General features: G+C 49.0%; 20 protein-coding genes and 8 pseudogenes. 8 read left to right on the forward strand and 20 right to left on the reverse strand.

Features of this window, described 5'->3' with window-relative positions; translation table 11 throughout:
• The first annotated feature begins 1 nt into the window (after position 1).
• Entirely contained in the window at positions 2–1,306 is a 1,305-nt protein-coding gene (locus tag LU196_RS07975) for an LLM class flavin-dependent oxidoreductase (protein WP_232758410.1), read from the forward strand.
• Positions 1,307–1,343: 37 nt separating this feature from the next.
• Here LU196_RS07975 and LU196_RS07980 read toward each other — a convergent pair whose 3' ends face one another.
• Together LU196_RS07980 and LU196_RS07985 are read right to left on the reverse strand one after the other, a co-directional pair.
• Entirely contained in the window at positions 1,344–2,402 is a 1,059-nt protein-coding gene (locus tag LU196_RS07980) for an iron-containing redox enzyme family protein (RefSeq protein ID WP_232758892.1), read from the reverse strand.
• 187 nt (positions 2,403–2,589) lie between these two features.
• Entirely contained in the window at positions 2,590–3,171 is a 582-nt protein-coding gene (locus LU196_RS07985; RefSeq protein WP_232758409.1) for a TetR/AcrR family transcriptional regulator, read from the reverse strand.
• A gap of 144 nt (positions 3,172–3,315) precedes the next feature.
• Here LU196_RS07985 and LU196_RS07990 point away from each other — a divergent pair, with 144 nt between their 5' ends.
• Positions 3,316–4,014 (forward strand): O-methyltransferase, encoded by a 699-nt coding sequence (locus LU196_RS07990; RefSeq protein ID WP_232758408.1) that lies wholly within the window; start codon positions 3,316–3,318, stop codon positions 4,012–4,014.
• Positions 4,015–4,321: 307 nt separating this feature from the next.
• Entirely contained in the window at positions 4,322–4,867 is a 546-nt protein-coding gene (locus tag LU196_RS07995; protein WP_232758407.1) for a serine acetyltransferase, read from the forward strand.
• Between the two features lie 410 nt (positions 4,868–5,277).
• Here the strand turns inward: LU196_RS07995 and LU196_RS08000 are convergent, their stop codons facing one another.
• The 9 genes and pseudogenes from LU196_RS08000 to LU196_RS08040 form a co-directional block, all read right to left on the reverse strand.
• The gene (locus tag LU196_RS08000) at positions 5,278–5,520 is read right to left on the reverse strand and encodes a hypothetical protein (RefSeq protein ID WP_232758406.1); all 243 of its coding nucleotides are present in this window, start codon (positions 5,518–5,520) and stop codon (positions 5,278–5,280) included.
• Complete coding sequence (locus LU196_RS08005; protein ID WP_232758405.1) at positions 5,521–5,826, reverse strand: hypothetical protein; 306 nt, start codon at positions 5,824–5,826, stop codon at positions 5,521–5,523.
• Positions 5,827–5,995: 169 nt separating this feature from the next.
• Positions 5,996–6,229 (reverse strand): annotated as a pseudogene (locus LU196_RS08010) (transposase); the annotation flags it as partial.
• 202 nt (positions 6,230–6,431) lie between these two features.
• Positions 6,432–6,941, reverse strand: coding sequence for a DUF2247 family protein (locus LU196_RS08015; protein WP_232758404.1), 510 nt, complete (start codon positions 6,939–6,941; stop codon positions 6,432–6,434).
• 1 nt (position 6,942) lies between these two features.
• Positions 6,943–7,740 (reverse strand): annotated as a pseudogene (locus LU196_RS08020) (filamentous hemagglutinin); the annotation flags it as partial.
• A gap of 42 nt (positions 7,741–7,782) precedes the next feature.
• Positions 7,783–7,971: a DUF4926 domain-containing protein gene (locus LU196_RS08025; protein WP_232758402.1), complete on the reverse strand. Its 189-nt coding sequence runs from the start codon at positions 7,969–7,971 to the stop codon at positions 7,783–7,785.
• An 8-nt stretch (positions 7,972–7,979) separates the two neighbouring features.
• Positions 7,980–8,861 (reverse strand): annotated as a pseudogene (locus LU196_RS08030) (DUF6883 domain-containing protein); the annotation flags it as partial.
• A 107-nt stretch (positions 8,862–8,968) separates the two neighbouring features.
• Positions 8,969–9,244, reverse strand: a complete 276-nt coding sequence (locus LU196_RS08035; protein ID WP_232758400.1) for a DUF6966 domain-containing protein — start codon at positions 9,242–9,244, stop codon at positions 8,969–8,971.
• Positions 9,241–9,453 (reverse strand): hypothetical protein, encoded by a 213-nt coding sequence (locus tag LU196_RS08040; RefSeq protein WP_232758399.1) that lies wholly within the window; start codon positions 9,451–9,453, stop codon positions 9,241–9,243. Before LU196_RS08040 ends, LU196_RS08035 begins: the two co-directional genes overlap by 4 nt.
• Positions 9,454–9,568: 115 nt before the next feature.
• Between LU196_RS08040 and LU196_RS08045 the strand changes: the two are divergent.
• Positions 9,569–10,662: pseudogene (locus LU196_RS08045) on the forward strand (IS3 family transposase).
• Positions 10,663–10,787: 125 nt separating this feature from the next.
• Here the strand turns inward: LU196_RS08045 and LU196_RS08050 are convergent.
• Entirely contained in the window at positions 10,788–11,114 is a 327-nt protein-coding gene (locus LU196_RS08050; protein ID WP_232758398.1) for a zinc ABC transporter substrate-binding protein, read from the reverse strand.
• A 25-nt stretch (positions 11,115–11,139) separates the two neighbouring features.
• Positions 11,140–12,570, reverse strand: a pseudogene (locus LU196_RS08055) (VENN motif pre-toxin domain-containing protein); the annotation flags it as partial.
• On the opposite strand from LU196_RS08055, the pseudogene LU196_RS08060 reads away from it, so the two are divergent.
• Positions 12,571–12,825, forward strand: a pseudogene (locus LU196_RS08060) (helix-turn-helix domain-containing protein); the annotation flags it as partial. It abuts the pseudogene before it with no gap.
• Positions 12,826–12,882: 57 nt separating this feature from the next.
• Positions 12,883–13,218 carry an endoribonuclease SymE gene (symE, locus tag LU196_RS08065; RefSeq protein WP_232758395.1) on the forward strand — a complete coding sequence of 112 codons (336 nt, stop codon included), beginning with the start codon at positions 12,883–12,885 and terminating at the stop codon, positions 13,216–13,218.
• Positions 13,219–13,275: 57 nt separating this feature from the next.
• Here the strand turns inward: symE and LU196_RS08070 are convergent, their stop codons facing one another.
• Together LU196_RS08070 and LU196_RS08075 are read right to left on the reverse strand one after the other, a co-directional pair.
• On the reverse strand, positions 13,276–13,503 hold the full coding sequence (locus LU196_RS08070; RefSeq protein WP_232758394.1) for an Imm31 family immunity protein: 228 nt from the start codon (positions 13,501–13,503) through the stop codon (positions 13,276–13,278).
• Positions 13,504–13,518: 15 nt separating this feature from the next.
• Positions 13,519–13,977 carry a polymorphic toxin type 17 domain-containing protein gene (locus LU196_RS08075; protein WP_304622726.1) on the reverse strand — a complete coding sequence of 153 codons (459 nt, stop codon included), beginning with the start codon at positions 13,975–13,977 and terminating at the stop codon, positions 13,519–13,521.
• Positions 13,978–13,986: 9 nt separating this feature from the next.
• Here LU196_RS08075 and LU196_RS08080 point away from each other — a divergent pair, with 9 nt between their 5' ends.
• Both LU196_RS08080 and LU196_RS08085 read left to right on the forward strand, forming a co-directional pair.
• The gene (locus LU196_RS08080) at positions 13,987–14,298 is read left to right on the forward strand and encodes a helix-turn-helix domain-containing protein (protein ID WP_370640976.1); all 312 of its coding nucleotides are present in this window, start codon (positions 13,987–13,989) and stop codon (positions 14,296–14,298) included.
• Between the two features lie 71 nt (positions 14,299–14,369).
• Positions 14,370–14,603, forward strand: coding sequence for a SymE family type I addiction module toxin (locus LU196_RS08085; RefSeq protein ID WP_232758392.1), 234 nt, complete (start codon positions 14,370–14,372; stop codon positions 14,601–14,603).
• Positions 14,604–14,654: 51 nt separating this feature from the next.
• Here the strand turns inward: LU196_RS08085 and cdiI are convergent, their stop codons facing one another.
• From cdiI to LU196_RS20395, 5 genes and pseudogenes are all read right to left on the reverse strand, one after another.
• On the reverse strand, positions 14,655–15,020 hold the full coding sequence (gene cdiI / locus LU196_RS08090) for a ribonuclease toxin immunity protein CdiI (RefSeq protein WP_232758391.1): 366 nt from the start codon (positions 15,018–15,020) through the stop codon (positions 14,655–14,657).
• 8 nt (positions 15,021–15,028) lie between these two features.
• Positions 15,029–16,210 (reverse strand): annotated as a pseudogene (locus LU196_RS08095) (VENN motif pre-toxin domain-containing protein); the annotation flags it as partial.
• Positions 16,211–16,216: 6 nt separating this feature from the next.
• A complete protein-coding gene (locus LU196_RS08100) occupies positions 16,217–16,513 on the reverse strand; it encodes a barstar family protein (RefSeq protein ID WP_232778284.1) in 297 nt (98 codons plus the stop codon).
• Complete coding sequence (locus tag LU196_RS20355; protein WP_370640977.1) at positions 16,510–16,944, reverse strand: ribonuclease domain-containing protein; 435 nt, start codon at positions 16,942–16,944, stop codon at positions 16,510–16,512. Before LU196_RS20355 ends, LU196_RS08100 begins: the two co-directional genes overlap by 4 nt.
• Positions 16,918–17,427: pseudogene (locus LU196_RS20395) on the reverse strand (filamentous hemagglutinin); the annotation flags it as partial. The pseudogene LU196_RS20395 and the gene LU196_RS20355, both read right to left, overlap by 27 nt.
• Between the last annotated feature and the right edge of the window lie 250 nt (positions 17,428–17,677).

Below are 17,677 nucleotides of genomic sequence, written 5' to 3' on the forward strand. Positions count from 1 at the left end.
TATGCAACCTGCCAATGCCATGATGAAATTGGGTGCGTTCTGGTATCCCACCGGTTACCACATCGCCGCCTGGCGACACCCGGACGTGCCCGCCAACGCGGGCGTGAATATCGACCACTGTATGGCCTTTGCGCGCCAGGCCGAGCAGGCCGCGTTTGATTTTATTTTTTTGGCGGATAGCCTGGCAGTCAAAGGCGACGATTGGGAGACACTGAGCAAAGGCGCGCACCGCTATGTCGGGCAGTTTGAGCCGCTGACGCTGCTCTCGGCGTTGAGTGCCGTCACCACACGCATCGGGCTGGTGGCTTCCGCCACCACAACCTACAACAGCCCTTACACGCTGGCACGGCAGTTTGCGTCGCTGGCGCATTTGAGCCGAGGAAGAGCGGGCTGGAACCTGATCACCTCACAGAATCCTTTTGAGGCTGGCAATTACGGTCTGGAGCATCATCCTGACCATGCCGATCGCTATCAGCGTGCGGAAGAGTTTTGCGATGTCGTTAAGGGGTTGTGGCACAGCTGGGATGCCTCGGCGTTCTGTTACGACAAGCAGAATGGTCAGTTTTTTGATGTCGCTGGGCTGCATATTCTAAACCACGAGGGTGACCATTTTCGGGTTAAAGGCCCGCTGAACGTGCCCCCTTGCCCGGGCGGCGATCCGGTTATCGTGCAGGCGGGGGCCTCGGACGCCGGGCGCAGGCTTGCCGCGCGCACCAGCGAGGTCATTTTCTCCGCCCAGCATGACTTCTCCTCTGCCCACGCATTTTATCAGGACATCCACGACCGCGCCGCGCAGCTCGGGCGCCCTGCGCCAAAAATTATGACGGGTCTGTTTCCCTTTGTGGGACAAAGCGTTCAAGAGGCGGAGGAGAAACGCGCTCGGTTACAGGCGCTAATCGACGATAACGTCGGGCTTTCCCTGCTTCAGGTGCAACTCGGCGGCGTCGATCTCACAGCCTGCGCCATGGATGCCCCGCTTCCTCCGCTTCCCGCCGGTAACGCCAGCCAGAGCCGCCGTCAATTGTTACTGGAATTGGCCGAGCGTGAGGGCTATACCCTGCGTCAACTTTGCCAACATGTGGCGGGGGCAAGAGGTCACTGGCAGTTAGTGGGGACAGCATCAGACATCGCCGATGAGATGGAGTATTGGTTTCGTCAGCGGGCCACCGATGGGTTTAATATCATGGCCCCCTGGTTACCGGGCGGATTCGATGATTTTACCCGCTGGGTCGTGCCTGAATTAAGGCGGCGGGGCCTGTTTCGCGAGCGCTATACGGGAACAACTCTGCGCGAGCATTTGGCCTAAAGAGAGAAACCCGCCGGGCAGTCCCGGCGGGAAGGGATTACAGGGCTTTTAACGTGCGGAGCACGTTGTCGTAATAATCCTGACAGGTTTGCAAACGTAACCGTGCACCAAAATAGATCTCTTCCATGGCTTGCGGATAGCGTTCAGCCACGGGAACAATCACATTATTAAGCCAGCCATCCGCATGATCGACATCCACAGAAATATGCTCACTGTAATAATGCACATCACGCTCCGACAGGCCAAGGCGACGACTGCCGTTGACGAGCTTTTCGTACTGCGACGGGTCAAGCAATTCCGTCATCGCCATCATGCCAATGAATTTATAATAATGGCTGCGCGTAACGCCGCCCATCATAAACAGGTTATATCCGGCCAGGCCTTGCCAGTCATACAGGTGAGTGTAGTGATCGTCGGGTAGATCGATCCCGCGTCGCTGAAGCAAATCCTTATATAAATTCACATGGGTAAATTCATTGCTCCCTTGTCCGATCTCATCCCACAAATTCTGGCTTATTTCACCACGTGTTTCCGGGAAAGATCCCACCAAGGTCATCGCAACCAGATCGAAGAAAAGTAAATTTAATGCGCTGTCGCTTTTGAAGAAATAATAAAGCTGCTGGCTATTGGCTTCATGTTCGAGGAAATCAAACAGCGCATGGGCGGATACGGCGTGGTTTTTCCACAGCGCCTGAAGTTCTGCCACGATGTTTTTGGGCGAGAGCGAGCCGTGTGCGCTGGCGCGCCGTTTTTCGCTGGCCAGCCATTGTGATTCCAGGAAACTGCGCACCTGTAACAATACGGGATGGTATTGATTTCGACTTGAGCACGACAGCGGCTCGGCAAGGTGTGCGTGGTAAGCGTAGAAAAGCGTCTGATGAACCTGACGGAGCGCCTCCGCATCCTGATGCTCAAAGGCAGCACGGCTTGCGTGTGACGCTAGCTGCATCAACTGTGCAGGCCGCTGCGGATACTGTTGAAGGATTGCATCAATATCATTACTATCAATTAATTGCAGAAACACCGTATCTAACGTCTTTTCGCCTTGTGCGGCCGCTGCCCGGTCAATAACCGATAATTCTTCATGTTGGCTCATCATCATCCCCCCTCACTGTCACAGGGTTTCGACTTTACTCAGGCAGAAACATGCATGCAACACAAATGTTACACACACGTATCGAAGGGTGGAAACGTGCCTGCTGAGGCGGAATGGGTGCGGCAGTCAGAGGGAAACGCCGAACGTCGGGGTATTGTTGCCATTTATACGATAACTGGAGCAATAATCACTCTAACTGACCGCCTTCGGAGTAAATCACGGTTTTTGCTGCCGCCCAGGCCGTCATCGCTGCCGGGTATTCCTTCACCTCTTTATCCATGGTTTGGCTCACTGAAATCGCGCCATCAATCAACATGATGAGAACAAACGCCACGCGTTCAGCGGGCTCAGGCTTCAGGCACGTTTTCAGAATATTCCGTACCACGGCCAATAAGTCACTTTTGAAATCAAAAACGATATGACTTAGCGTCGGCATGCTATTTCCTAATTCCACGACAGCGCGGGAAAACATACAGCCATGAAAAGAGTGGCGGGAAAACCATTCATGATAGAAATTAAAAATCGCAAAAAGTTTATCTTTTGGCGTTTTTTCTTTTTCTGTTATCTCAACAATTTCAGCAATAAACTTTTGGCGTTTATCTTCGAGAATGGCTTTGATGAGTGCCTCTTTATCGTTGAAATAACGATAAAAGGTCATCTTTGATATACCAGCAGATTCAGATATCTTGTCAATACTGGGTAAGACATAGCCTTCAATATTAAAAAGAAGGGCTGATGAATTTATAATATCCTGATATTTAGATTTCATACCCACAACATTTAAAAGGCAAAAACATGTCAATAGAGTATAATTTAAAAAAGCCATGAAGTATAGCGCAGGCTAGATAATGCATGGATTTGCAAGGCTAGCCAGCCACACTATACTTGCAAAATATTATAAGGGTAACGGGAGATGTGCCGCTTGAATAATATAACTTCTACGGAACCTGAATTAGAAAAATGGTCCGCTGTTGACGCCTGGTTTACCGCACTTTTTGCACCCGCAGAGGATATCTTCGAGCGAGTGCTTGCCGCCAACGTCGAGGCCGGTTTGCCCGCACACGATGTCTCGATGATGCAGGGGAAAATGCTCGCGTTTTTTATCACGCTTATGCAAGCCAAAACCATTCTTGAGATAGGGACGCTGGGAGGATTCAGCACCCTGTGGATGGCACGCGCCCTGCCCGCCGAGGGACGCATTACCACCCTGGAAGCTGATGAACAGCATGCGCGGGTAGCGCGGCAAAATATCCATAACGCAGGCCTGAGCGATCGTGTTGATCTGCGCACCGGCAAAGCGCTTGAGGTATTGCCTTCCCTTAGCGGGCCGTTCGATATCATCTTTATTGATGCCGATAAGAAAAATAATCCCGGCTATCTGGATTGGGCCCTGCGGCTCTCCCGCCCCGGCACGCTGATCATTGCTGATAACATCGTGCGCGGCGGCGCGATCCTTGAGGCACAAAGTCCCGACGATAACGTTCAAGGGATCCGCACGTTCCTTTCACGCGTAGCCAACCACCCCCACCTTACAGCGACAGCCCTGCAAACCGTGGGCGCAAAGGGATGGGATGGATTCGCGCTCGCCGTGGTAACCCCTGCTAAAACCTGACGTTACGCCGTGCGAATTGCTACGGCAATCAAGGACAAACGCTTCTTCATCGCCGCATCGTGACCGATTCCTCCCATCTCCCGTCACGATGCGTGCATTAATCTGTGAGCCGCGACCGTGCGGCTTACTTCGCTAGCCGCCTTTCACCCGCGCACCTAACTCACCGCCACAGCGCACGCTATGTGCGTTACACTTAAAAGCATTGCTTATCATTTTAATGCTAAAATCCTTACACGCTTAACGCTGCCTCCATCAATACGTTGCCTTTCAGTACGGAATCATGATGACACACGAAAAAAATCCCCCTTTGGCACTGCTGAAAGCATCGCTGCAGAAAGAAGTCATGATGAACGATAAACCCTTCTCGTGGCGGAGGGTTCTGCATAAGGCGATTAAATGCCCTGAGCGACGTTATCTCTTCTGGTGGCGCATTGCTTCCTATCTCTTTCAGAGCCGAAATAGCGTGGTGAAGAATGTCGCGCGCAGAATCAACCGGAAGTTAATTCAGAAATACGGGGCGGAAATACAATTAGGCGCAGCGATCCAGCCGGGCATGAAAATCACGCATTATCAGGGCCTGATTATCAACAGCGCCGCGAATATAGGCCATTCATTCAAGGTCAGGCAAAACACCACTATTGGCATTACCGGTAATAACACCGCGAACCTGCCTATCTCAATCAACATTGGTAATAATGTCAGCATTGGCGCGAGCAGCTGTATTATTGCCGATCAGATCGAGATTGGTGATAACGTGGTCATCGGCGCCATGTCATTTATTAATAAAGACATCCCCAGCAACAGCACGGTGATAACGGAAAAAACGCTGAGGATTATTTCGCACTCGGCGTAAATTAAGGTAAGCGTAGCGAGTGAATACCGCGTGAACCCTCAGATTGGTTTGCATTCTGTCTCTAACAGAACGCAAACCAACAATGAAAGCGACGCCAACCCGCCACGCAATGGAGGATATCCGCGATAGGTATAGGTATAGGTATAGGTATAGGTATAGGTATAGGTATAGGCTTCCGTTTATATCTTTCGCTGACAGCAACGCAATCACCCTATCTAAACCGGCATGTTTTCCGGGATTTTCGAAGAAAAATCAGGATCTGACGGGGGAGATTTGCGGGTTTTAGGTTCATCTGTGCAGACTCTGATTTTTGGCGCTACCGATATCGAACCACTGGTAACTTCCATTTGCCAGTACGTCGCACCGAATCAGCAAACGAATGCCCTGACCTATACCAAGGCGTTATTCCTTTATTTATGATTAGAACCCTTTCCCTTTTTTCGAGCATTAAAATAGTCAATCGTATCGGAGAGCAAGGCATAAGAAGTCATTGCCGTTCCGCCTACAACACCAAACACCAGCGCCCTTTTCATCTGATAAACCGGTAAAAATAGAAATCCCTTAGTAAACCAAATATAGGCAGCCCCCCCATAAGGAAAAGCATAATAAAACACCGAATAGACACGAAAATATCCACAACTTGAGATAATCAATCATTTTTTATTCTTTTGTTGAGTGTCGCCTGAAGACTGTTGAATTGTTCCACTATCTTTAGGGTACCCGCTGAGATATTCATTACCAAGCGCGCTGGTAGTATCAATGAAAAAGCTAGGTACTTTTTTATTGGTAACTTTGTTTACCCCGAGTGGTAACATATAGCCGTAGAGGACGCCGACAGTAGCGACATCAGCCTTAATCCCCAAGGCTTTAGCATCCGGTCCGTTCGTGAACATCGTGCCGCCCGAAGCGATGCCAAGCTTGGGTAAAAATTCACACCCCGGCGCCAGCGCACCCGTCATAGCTGCAGACGCACTTCCCCAGTAATCCCTAGTTTTCTGCTGATATACAGGCAGACTCTGATTTGTGGCGCTATTGATGTCAAACCACTGTGCAGATACTAAGCCAGGCAGCCCCATAACCACAATCAGCCGTTACACTGTGGGTTGTATCCGAGATTCACGAACGTTTAGCCCCCTTATCCAGCATGGCCTCGGCGAGCAGCTTCTTGAGTCTGGCGTTCTCTTCCTCAAGTGACTTCAGGCGCTTAACCTCAGGCACTTCCATGCCGCCATACTTCTTACGCCAGGTATAAATCGTGGCATCGGAAATGGCGTGCTTACGGCAGAGTTCCCGGGCAGAAACTCCGGCTTCAGCCTCGCGGAGAATACTTGAGATCTGTTCGTTGGAAAAACGCTTCTTCATGGGGATGTCCTCATGTGGCTTATGAAGACATGACTAACATCGCGGTGTATTCATCAATGGGGAGAAGGTCAACACCACCAGAGGCAATGTTAGAGTCCACGAGTAAGGTCTTATCTTGGCGATTGAGCACGGTCAGCTGGTGATCCGGTCAGTGGCTTAGTAATTAATGAAAAAAACCCCGCCACCGAGAGCTGGAATTTATCTAAATCTTAAACACAGCAGATTCTTTTTCTAAGTAATTTTTCCACTTATCCATTAAATGATTAATGTTTTCCATCTGAGAATGCATTGATGGATCATATCCATCAGAAGGAGGCATATACTTAATAAAATCTTCTATTTCAGGAGGATAATCAAAATCAGCATAAATTATTTCAACTTCAGCTAGTGGATCTTCAAAACTCTTACGGTTACTCCAAAGCCAGCTTAGAACAATAAATAACCACTTTTTTTTTATCTTAGAATTGTCTTCCTGTTCAATTTCCGGACATAGCTCCTTCAAAAAAGAAACTACATGAGCTGATTCACCAAGTGTAATGAATGATAATTCAAGCTCTGCTTTTTCATAACTACCTGTTAACACATTATTTTCTGCTTTTCTAATTAGCACATCTGAGGTAATTAGGTTATTTTCATAGCCCCACTTCACATCACACCATGAAAGATGGGCATAGTTTTTAATAAACTCGAAAGGTATTGGATATAAATTCATGTCATTTTACCTTTGATGGTCGTTGGTTAGGAGTACCGGTAACAGTGCCACCTTCAATAAATCTTTGATGTGTTACATTTCCTTTATTATCATAAATATACTCAAATATACCATTTTTATCATTAAAAGAGCCTTCAGCTTGTAATAATTTTCTTTCTATTCCATCACCACCTTTAATAGTGAAAACTTTTCCATCCATTAACTGCTCACGACTCAGATAACTTGCGCTTCTATGAGTAGGATCTGGTTTTAGTCCACTACCAATTCGGTCAGCCTCAAGAATTTTATTAACAACCGAAGATTTTAACGTTGTTTCCACCATATCGGTGGTTTTCGCTACAACCTTCTCCGTCAGTACCGCGCCACCTTTCACCACCCCGGCACCGCCAGCCAGCAGCCCGGCGATGTCCGTGACCAGCTTACCACCCTCAACTCCGGCATTAAAAGATCCGCTGGCTCCGGCTTTCTGGTAATCCGCTTCCATCCGGTCAATGCGGTCAATATAAGACTGCTTCACCGCATCTGAGACGTTACCCAGCACATCACCGCTGTTAAACAGCGATTTCAGCGCCTCATATGTCTCCATCGGGCTGCTGGCCGTTTTCACGATGCCGTCAACGGTGTCATACAGACCCGCCGGAACGCCGGCTATCATCCCTGCCGCAAAGCTGACATCCTGATTCAGGTCAGTCGCCGCCCATATCGCCTGTACCCTGGCTTTACAGGCTGCGTTCTGACAGGCAGCAATTTCTTTATCCTTCTGAGCCTGCTGTTTCTGGCTCAGATAGTTATTCTCAACAACAAAAAACCGGCTCGATGGCCGGTTTAATTTTTGCAGAATCTAAGCTATTTGGTCGGGAAGTAGCGCAATTTGTGAGATGGTATTCCCTTCATCGTCACAAAATTCGACTTCATAGGCTTTCTCCGGTTCCTCATAGATGTCGATAACCACACCTTGCATCCCTCGATACAATTTTTCACCTGGCAAATCGACCCTTAATGTAACAACATCGAACGGTGTAAAGCTCACCTGTGACCTCATTTGTTAACGTATATAGTTGTCATTCGCGGCGTTGTGGATCCTACATCGTAGATCCAGCCAGTCCTCACTATTGCAGTTTTCCCGTTAGGCCCGGTAATCGGCATATCAATTGTCATTCGCTGACCGAATTTATCTGAGGATCCCATTTTAACTGGATTAGATTTCACGCCTTCCTGTACTTTCGCAATCAGATCCGCTGCATTTGACTGGTTATAACCCAGCGCTGATTCAAAAACCTTTGCTTTGTTACCTCCGACAGGATGCTCTGAATTTAGAGCATAGGACGTAACTTTATTAGGATCGATTACAGCCTTATCTGCATTGACCAACCTTCCGGTTGCAGACGTTTGTGCAACAGTTTCAGCGTAAGTATAATTTTTCCAGTTCTCTGTAGGGCCTGAGAGTTTGCCTGAAGATACAGATTCAGCAGTGGCAGCCATTTTATCGGCATTAACAGCCGCTGATTCAGCCTTACCCGCAACCTTAGCAACAACCTTCTCCGTCAGTACCGCGCCACCTTTCACCACCCCGGCACCGCCAGCCAGCAATCCGGCGATATCCGTGACCAGCTTACCACCCTCAACTCCGGCATTAAAAGATCCGCTGGCTCCGGCTTTCTGGTAATTCGCTTCCATCCGGTCAATGCGGTCAATATAAGACTGCTTCACAGCATCTGAGACGTTACCAAGAACATCACCGCTGTTGAACAGGGACTTCAGGGCTTCGTAAGTTTCCTGCGGATCACTGGCCGTTTTCACGATGCCGTCAACGGTGTCATACAGACCCGCCGGAACGCCGGCTATCATTCCCGCTGCATAACTCACATCTTGGGCTGCGCTTGCAACGGCCCACCTTGCCTGAACGCCAGCTTTACAGGTAAGCAGCGCGAGCTGATGGAGCTGATTCAGGTGATGGCGAAGCCGAAGAAGCGAACTGCCAACTAACCGTTAAAGTAAAATCCCGGCGCAATGGCCGGGATTCGTCTTTACGAAAGAAGCTCGAACAGGTCGCTTCTGAGTTGATCTAACTCATCATTTTCAATCAATAACACCTTTCCGTCTCTGTGCAGCACAAGATCGTTTAGAGATCCCATTCCACCATAAAAATTTCGGAAAGCTTGTCTTGTGTTATCAGGATCGATTTCATATTCCTTAGCCAGTTTAATAATACTGACAGACCAGTCTGTATAACCGCCTGATTTTAATAAATCAGCCATACGTTCCATTTTTTCTATAACAATTTCTGTTTTATTTTTCGTCATTTTAATGGCTTAATCTCCACAACTTCAGCGCCTTTAATAGCCCAGGCTTTTGGAATAACGATTTGCTGAGTTCCGCCAGAGTATAAATCGGTTTGGAAATTCACATCTCCCACATAAATTTTAGTACCGGCAGGTATTTTTATCGCTATTGGCGAGGTGCCGCCTTTAGGCCATTTTGGTAATACTGCCTTATCAACTCTGGTTTGCAACACTCCTTGAGGTGGTTCTGAATCGCCACGAGTTTAACAGACACCTCAGAGTGATTTAAGATGACTTAAAAGAGAGGTGCATATGAGCAGTAAGCGTTATCCCTAAGAGTTTAAAATTGAAGCAGTCAAACAGGTTGTTGATCGCGGTCATTCTGTTTCCAGCATTGCAACACGCCTCGATATCACCACCCACAGCCTTTACGCCTCGATAAAGAAGTACGGTCCGGATTCTTCCATTAATAAAGAACAGCCAGATGCTCAGGCCGGGATCCGCCGTCTCCAGAAGGAACTGAAGCGGGTTACCGACGAACGGGACATATTAACTTCGCAAAGCTGTCCGACTGAGGTACGGCTTTATCCGTGACAACGCCCGTTGCTGATTCGCCTGCTCTGTCGGGTTCTGGATGTTCATCCCAGTGGCTTTTACGCCTGGCTTCAGCAGCCGTATTCACAACGCCATCAGTCAGACCTGAGACTGACAAGACAGATTAAACAGTTCTGGCTGGAATCAGGATGCGTCTATGGGTATCGCAAGATCCATCTCGATCTGCGGGACAGCGGGCAACAGTGCGGAGTCAACAGAGTCTGGCGACTGATGAAACGTGCCGGAATAAAGGCTCAGGTCGGCTACCGGAGCCCGCGGGCAAGTAAAGGCGAGGCTAGTATCGTGTCGCCCAACAGGCTCCGGCGACAGTTCAATTCGGATGCTCCGGATGAGCGTTGGATAACGGACATAACTTACATTCGAAACCACGAAGGCTGGCTTTATCTTGCCGTGGTAGTTGATCTGTTCTCACGCAAAATTATTGGCTGGTCAATGCAATCCCGGATGACAAAGGACATTGTCCTGAACGCACTGCTGATGGCTGTATGGCGGCGTAATCCTCAAAAAAGGTGCTGGTTCACTCGGAACAGGGCAGCCAGTACACAAGCCATGAGTGGCAGTCGTTCCTGAAATCACACAGCCTGGAAGGCAGCATGAGCCGTCGCGGTAACTGCCACGATAATGCGGTTGCAGAAAGCTTTTTCCAGTTGCTGAAGCGTGAACGGATAAAGAAAAAGATCTACGGAACAAGGGAAGAAGCCCGCAGCGATATTTTTGATTACATTGAAATGTTTTATAACAGTAAGCGTCGGCATGGTTCTGGCGATCAGATGTCACCGGCAGAATATGAAAACCACTATTATCAACGGCTCGGAAGTGTCTAGATTACCTGTGGCGATTCATTGCGACCGATACGCCGATTACCGTCACCGTTGAGCGCGGACAGCTGGTTGTACGACCTGTTGAGTAATGGATAAAATATCCCGGCTCATATTTGCCGGGATATTTATCAAGGCCCTTGCCATAACAGTCTGGTTCTTAAACTATCAGGGACCATTTTAAATAATGACTTAATATATTCTATGTGCTGATTATAATTAGGTGATATGTCCGCGCTGCATTTCTCAAAATAATATTTTGCTTGGTTATTTAAAAACCATAAGTCATGCTCAACAAAGTCTGAGGTAAGCAGCGTATGCATCAGGTTATGCACCAACTCAGCTTCAAAATAGCATGATATATCTCGCCCCTTGTCTTTCTTCCCCAATGACTGGATATTTCTAATGTAAGGCAGAGCAAGAGATAGCATTTTTACATATATCTCATTCTTTTTCATAGTAATAAACCTCCCCATAAGATCATCACTTTCTTGTCGGCATAGGTTTAGCCCCTACTGGAGCATTCTTTGTCTGAGTCCATGACCCGTTTTGCAGTAATTTATCTATGTAAGATTTATCCCCTGTCTTTTTATATATTTCCTGAGCAGCTACCATACGATGGTTACCTTCCGATATATAATAATTCCCCTTGCTATCTATATATCCAGCGATACGGCCTTCAGGAGCATTAAATCTATAATTTCCTGACGTCATGTCATTTTTTATCTGATCTACTTGCTGAGGGTTTCTCAGACCAGTTTGCATACTCTTTATGCCCGTTGATACTCCACCTTGAGCTATATTCGAAACGGTTGTCTTAGCAAGCTTAAGAATATTTTTGCCCAGTATTCCCAGTGATGCCACTGCTGCCTGGTTCTCGGGATCTGATGCAAACGCCGCAAACTTCGTCCATCCGGGGCTGTTTACATCTATTTTCGCCAGATCCTGACCGTTCCACTGCTGGACGTAAGCTTTGGCTTCTTCGCTGGTCATCACATCCACGCCGGGAAGATTACCTATCCAGCCGGGACGCTCTGCCATGTCATAACCGCCCTGAGCAACTTCCTTATCAATAACCTGTGCTTCCAGTGGGCTATCTTTCAGCTTCTGATCGGTTTCGGCACTCTGCCTGTCACTGACTGCTTTCCATTTATCGATAACGGCCTGACAGTCACCGCCCGATTTCCGGCAATCCGACAGTTCTTTATCGAATGTCAGTGCCTGAGTGCTGCTCAGCGAGTTATTCTCAACCGCATTCTTACCCCCCTGCGCGCCCGCAATCGCGCCGGACGTGCTGTCGCCTGCCACGCCGCCGGCCAGTCCGGCGGCCAGCGTGCTCAGCGCGCTGACGGTCTGCCGCTGCTGCTCGGTCAGATCGCTGCGTTTCACGCCCGGGTACATCTGCTGGGCGATGAATTCACCCGTGGTGGCACCCGCCGCGCCCGCCAGCGCGGAATTGCCCTGCAGCTGCGCCACCACCGCGCCCACCACCGCGTGCGCCATCAGGTTGGCTTCGACGTTAACATGGCCCTGCGCATCGGTGGTCATATTATGGATGACCTCCGCTATATACGGTGCCACGCCGCCCGCAATCGCCGCCTGCATATTCCCGGCGGCAAGGCCCTGCACCGCGGCGGTAGCCGCCTGGATCCCCTGCTGAACCGCGCTGCCGGTTCCCCACTGCTGCTGGGCCGCTTTATAGCTCTCTGTAGCGGTGAGCAGTTGCTGATAATTCGCTTTCCTGGCCGCTGAGTCCGTGGCGGCCGGCTCGTAAATGTTGTGCTTCGCCAGTTCGGCGCGGCTGGCGTTCAGGGCCGCGATATCCCCTTCGGTGCGGGCGATATCGCCCACCTGATTGCCGATCTCCCCGATCAGCTGCGCCTGCTCCAGCCGCTTCTGCTCTTTTTCCTTATCGTTAACCAGATCCGGCGCTACGAAGCCGGATCGGCACAGCCCACGCTGGATGCAGTTATCCGGCTTGCTAAGGTGTTGCGGGTGTCTCTGGACAGTCTGATGTTTGACGACCACGAACGCGGCCCGTCTGACGATCTGGCTTTGCAGTTCGAAGCGGTAAGCGGGATGCCGGAGGGAGAGTGCCGTATTATTAAGGCGTTACTGAACGGAATGATATTGAAGTATCAGGCTAAACAGATTACTGAGCGCGGTTAAAGCAGGCGGCAACCTGCTTTAACCGCTGACCACAACAACTCACAGGAATAGTTGATTATGGCTGACACACATCATAAGCCAGAGAACCGCACGCCCACAACAACAAGGGCTTACACCGTCGGTTACGTCAGCGATGCGAAGTACCAGCCCGTTCCGGCAGTCACGCTTAAAGGACACTGGCTGGCTGAGGCGGGATTTACCACCGGCACACCGCTTGATGTGCGGGTGATGCCGGGTTGTCTGATACTGACGGCACGCGAACCAACATCGCCGCCCGAACCAGAGATTATGCAGACGCTGAGGAAGGTCTGTAAGCTGTCGGCACGCAAACAGCGCCAGGTGACGGAGCTGATCGAGGTGATCAGTAGATCGAAGGACAGGGCTGGTAACTAACTGAAAAAAAGATAAAAAAATCCCGGATTGGTAGCCGGGATCCGTTTTGGTTGATACTTAATAAAAATCGTCTTGTGTGAGCTGTTTACCCATTGGGATAACTTCATCTTTATCAAAGGACAATAGATATTCCTCATCATAAAGCTTTATTGAGTAACCATAAAGTATCCCATCCTCTTCGCTTACTCCCATAACACCACCTTTTTTACCCGCGTATTTCTTATTTTTTTCTTTGCAGTTAGGCGATATTTCCACTTCCTGATAAAAACCGATCTTATTTTCCATAAATACTTACCTTGGTTATTTATGTGTTATTCGCCCATCAAGAGATATATTTAGGTGCGAACCATCTCTTGTTGCCCAGCCAAGTTGAGCTTTACCCTTTGGTGATAACTGTACATCCCATTCAAAAGCCTGTCCTGCGGTACGCGAGGGACCTTTCACCCATTCATTACCGAATTTATCAAGATAGCCGTTATTAGGTCCACGTGGTAATGGATTACTAGGCGAATAATTGCTATCAGGAACAAAGCGGATTTTACCTTGCGTTGGAAGTTCTACATATTTTATGCGACCTTTAGTCGACCATGGTTGTGCAGCACCACCTGTACCCGAAGGATTAAAAGGAGGCTCTTCCACATAAGCAGGGATTTTACCTGTATTTATTACTGCCGATTCAGCCTTACCAGCAACCTTAGCAACCACCTTCTCCGTCAGTACAGCGCCACCTTTGGCAACGCCGGCACCGCCAGCCAGCAATCCGGCGATATCCAGTCAAGGCTTGCTGAGATGATTGAAGTTTTGCCTAGGGTGTATAATCGCTGGGAACGCGGTCACATCGTGCCGCAACTGGATGCGTTGCTTAAGCTGGCCGACGTATTACAGGTTTCTCTGGATGAACTGGTTGGCAGGGTAGATACCAGCAAAGATGTGAAGATCCACAACCACGTTTTGCATGAACTTTGGCGACAGGCAGATTTATTACCGGATGAAGAGCAAAAGGCATTGATCATGGTGATTGACAGTTTTGTCACCAAGACAATGATGGAGAAAGTCGTACTGAAGAGCGCCAAGCGCTGAGATAGCGCGGTTGCCGTGAGTTTGCACCTCACAACAACCGCTGACCACAACCAACTATACAGGAGTTGATTATGGCTGACACGCATCATAAGTCAGAGTCCCGCACGCCCACAACTGTCGCCAGCGAATCGCAGGCGCATTATTACAAAGTGGGATACCGGCCTAATAAGGGCCAGCCGAACCCGCTGCCACAGCTCACTATCAAAGGCCGCTGGCTGGAAGCGCTGGGATTTACGACCGGGCAGAAGATCGAGGTGATAACCGGGCCGGGACAGTTGATTATCCGGCTGGCGACTGAAGGGTAACTGGCTGACCCATAAAGTAAAATCCCGGTAATAAGGCCGGGATTCCTTATTTTAGGATGGGAGCTTAGCCAGTAATTCACTCACTTTATTTGCATCTTCAGGATGGAGTTGCAGATATTTTTCGCAGGCTAAGCGAACATACTGATAACAGGTCTCTTCGCTGACAACGACTGTATCATCTTCTTTTGGCGGATAGCCTATTGCAAATTCAACTCCCTCAAAATGTTCACTCTCATCATAACTATTCATGTCGGGAAAGTTACAATAGGCACCATCAACATTAAACGTCCATTTCCTAGATAATAACTCTATGGCTTCCAATAGGTTATTATCCTCATAAAGCCTGTCAAAATAGGATATAACGATCAGATTTAACCCTGCATCGATATCCTGTTGACTAAATAATTCTCTTTTCATTACAAACCTCAATTAGGATGAAAATTTCGCACTGTTCCAGTAGACTTATCCACGTATATTCTGAAGCTAACGCCATCAACAGTTGCCGTGGCTTGCCCATTTTTACTCGCCATTGCATCTTTATAACCTTTAGCTGATGCTTGTTGTCCAAGCTCTAACATTTTCTGATCAGTGAATATATTAGGATCGTAAATAGTTTTTGTTTCAATAGTGCTCTTATATTCTCCCGTGAGATTCCCTGCGCGATCTTTAGTGGGTATTTGATATTTAATCTCTGTAATGCCTTTCATAGCAGTAGGTGTTTCACTAATAACTTTCACGCCATATTGTTTTACAGCCTCATAAAAAGCGTTTGCATTATGTCCGCCTGATATTCCTGTTTTTTGTGTAAATCCATCAACAGTAGCTAAGTGTTTCGGCTGATCAATCTTAAAGCTAACCCCTGAAGGATAAATATTAGCTTCTTTAACCATCGCGCTGAGTTTATTCGCCGCTGGCGTTCCCAGCACGGGCGACACTGAAGCCGCAACGATCTTCATTCCATCATACGTTGATACGTACTGCTCTGCCGTCGCCTTATCGACCCCAAGCTGAACCATGGCATAGTTCACCATCGCATCTTTCACCTGCTGCTGATTCTGTGCATCAACGCTGGTAATGTTCAGCAGGTTTACTATCTGCCCGTACGCATCCGGGTACATATCGCTGACTTTGTTATTGTAGTTCCCGGTTTCGTACTCACCCCTGGCCGAATAGGCTTCAAGCCTTGCAGAAGCACACCCGGGGCTGGCAGCCCGGCCATTACCACAGGCATTAATAACCTTCAGGTCACGGCTGATATCTTTCTCACGCAGATCATTTATCTTCTGCTGTGCCTGCTCACGCTCTGCCGGGTCATTGCTCCTGAGTTTTTGCTTCGCTATCTCAAGCTCTGTCTTTTCATTAACGTGCAACCAGTTATTCTCAACCGCATTCTTACCCCCCTGCGCGCCCGCCACCGTGCCGGACGTGCTGTCGCCTGCCACGCCGCCCGCCAGCCCGGCGGCCAGCGTGCTCAGGGCGCTGATGGTCTGGCGCTGCTGCTCTGTCAGATCGCTGCGTTTCACGCCCGGGTACATCTGCTGGGCGATGAATTCACCCGTGGTGGCACCCGCCGCACCCGCCAGCGCGGAATTGCCCTGCAACTGTGATCGGTATCATTTCAAGATATAATCGAACTTATCATCGAAGTTTAATTCGATATCCTGCTTTCTTACCCTCTCTAACACTTCCACTATTCGATTAAACCTATCTCCTAAGCGCTGTCGGGTTGTATCTGAGTTCGTCCATACCAGCGTTACTGGCCGCTCGACGTCATTGCTTAATCGATCCCAGAGCGCATTAAGATTTCTTCCATAATAGGGACCAAAATCTAATTTCTCGGATAGAACACCATGAACATCAGATTCGGTATATATGTCTAAACCATCTAAAATGATTTCGCGTTCACTCACTTCCATTTACCTATTGATGTTGCTGTTTCATAGTGGTCAGTAGTGATATACAACAACCCATCACTCGAATATAACAACCTTGTTCCAGGCTCATTGCTTCTCGACATCGTATTATTCAATCCTATATCAGCCTCGCGCCATACTCTTCCTGGTGAAGACGGTAACAGGTTATTTGAATTTTCGAATATATCACCGCCTAATTGCCCACCGGGGTTTGTATTATTCAATGCTTTCCCAGGTTTCCAGCCATTAGCAACAGCTTGGGCCTTATCTACATAATTCGATGGTAATGTTCCGGTAGTCCGCAAGCTATCCACAACATCATTTGCTGCTTGAGTAGTCTGTAAGTCCAATTTTAATCCAGCATAGCTTGCTGCGTTATGGGCTTCATTACCTATAAACCCAGCCGCCGCCGATTCAGCTTTACCCACTACTTTACCCGCAACTTTGGCAACGATCTTCTCCGTTACGCCTGCGGTCACTTTTACCACACCCGTACCACCGGCAAGCAGACCCGCTATATCCGTGACCAGCTTACCACCCTCAACTCCGGCATTAAAAGATCCGCTGGCTCCGGCTTTCTGGTAATTCGCTTCCATCCGGTCAATGCGGTCAATATAAGACTGCTTCACCGCATCTGAGACGTTACCAAGAACATCACCGCTGTTGAACAGGGACTTCAGGGCTTCGTAAGTTTCCTGCGGATTACTGGCCGTTTTCACGATGCCGTCAACGGTGTCATACAGCCCAGCCGGAACGCCGGCTATCATCCCTGCCGCAAAGCTGACATCCTGATTCAGGTCAGTCGCCGCCCATATCGCCTGTACCCTGGCTTTACAGGCTGCGTTCTGACAGGCAGCAATTTCTTTATCCTTCTGAGCCTGCTGTTTCTGGCTCAGATAGTTATTCTCAACAACAACGTCATCCGTTGCGAAGTCAGCCGTCGAACCCACTTTTTCCCTGCGCAGTCAGCCGGTTACAGCCAGTTTTCCCTGAAGCGTTTCGATACCCGGACACCGAAGCCCCGATACGCGGTTTTGGCCCCCGACACGCTACCGCCCTGCCGTGGCTTTCGCCTGCAACACACGCATCATAGCAGCGGCGGCGGCCGCTGCTATCCGGTGTTGGGGTTCAGTTTGGGATTCCATCGCAACCCGTGACGGG

Source organism: Pantoea sp. Mb-10 (assembly GCF_021272205.1).
In the GTDB taxonomy this organism is placed as follows: Bacteria; Pseudomonadota; Gammaproteobacteria; order Enterobacterales; family Enterobacteriaceae; genus Pantoea.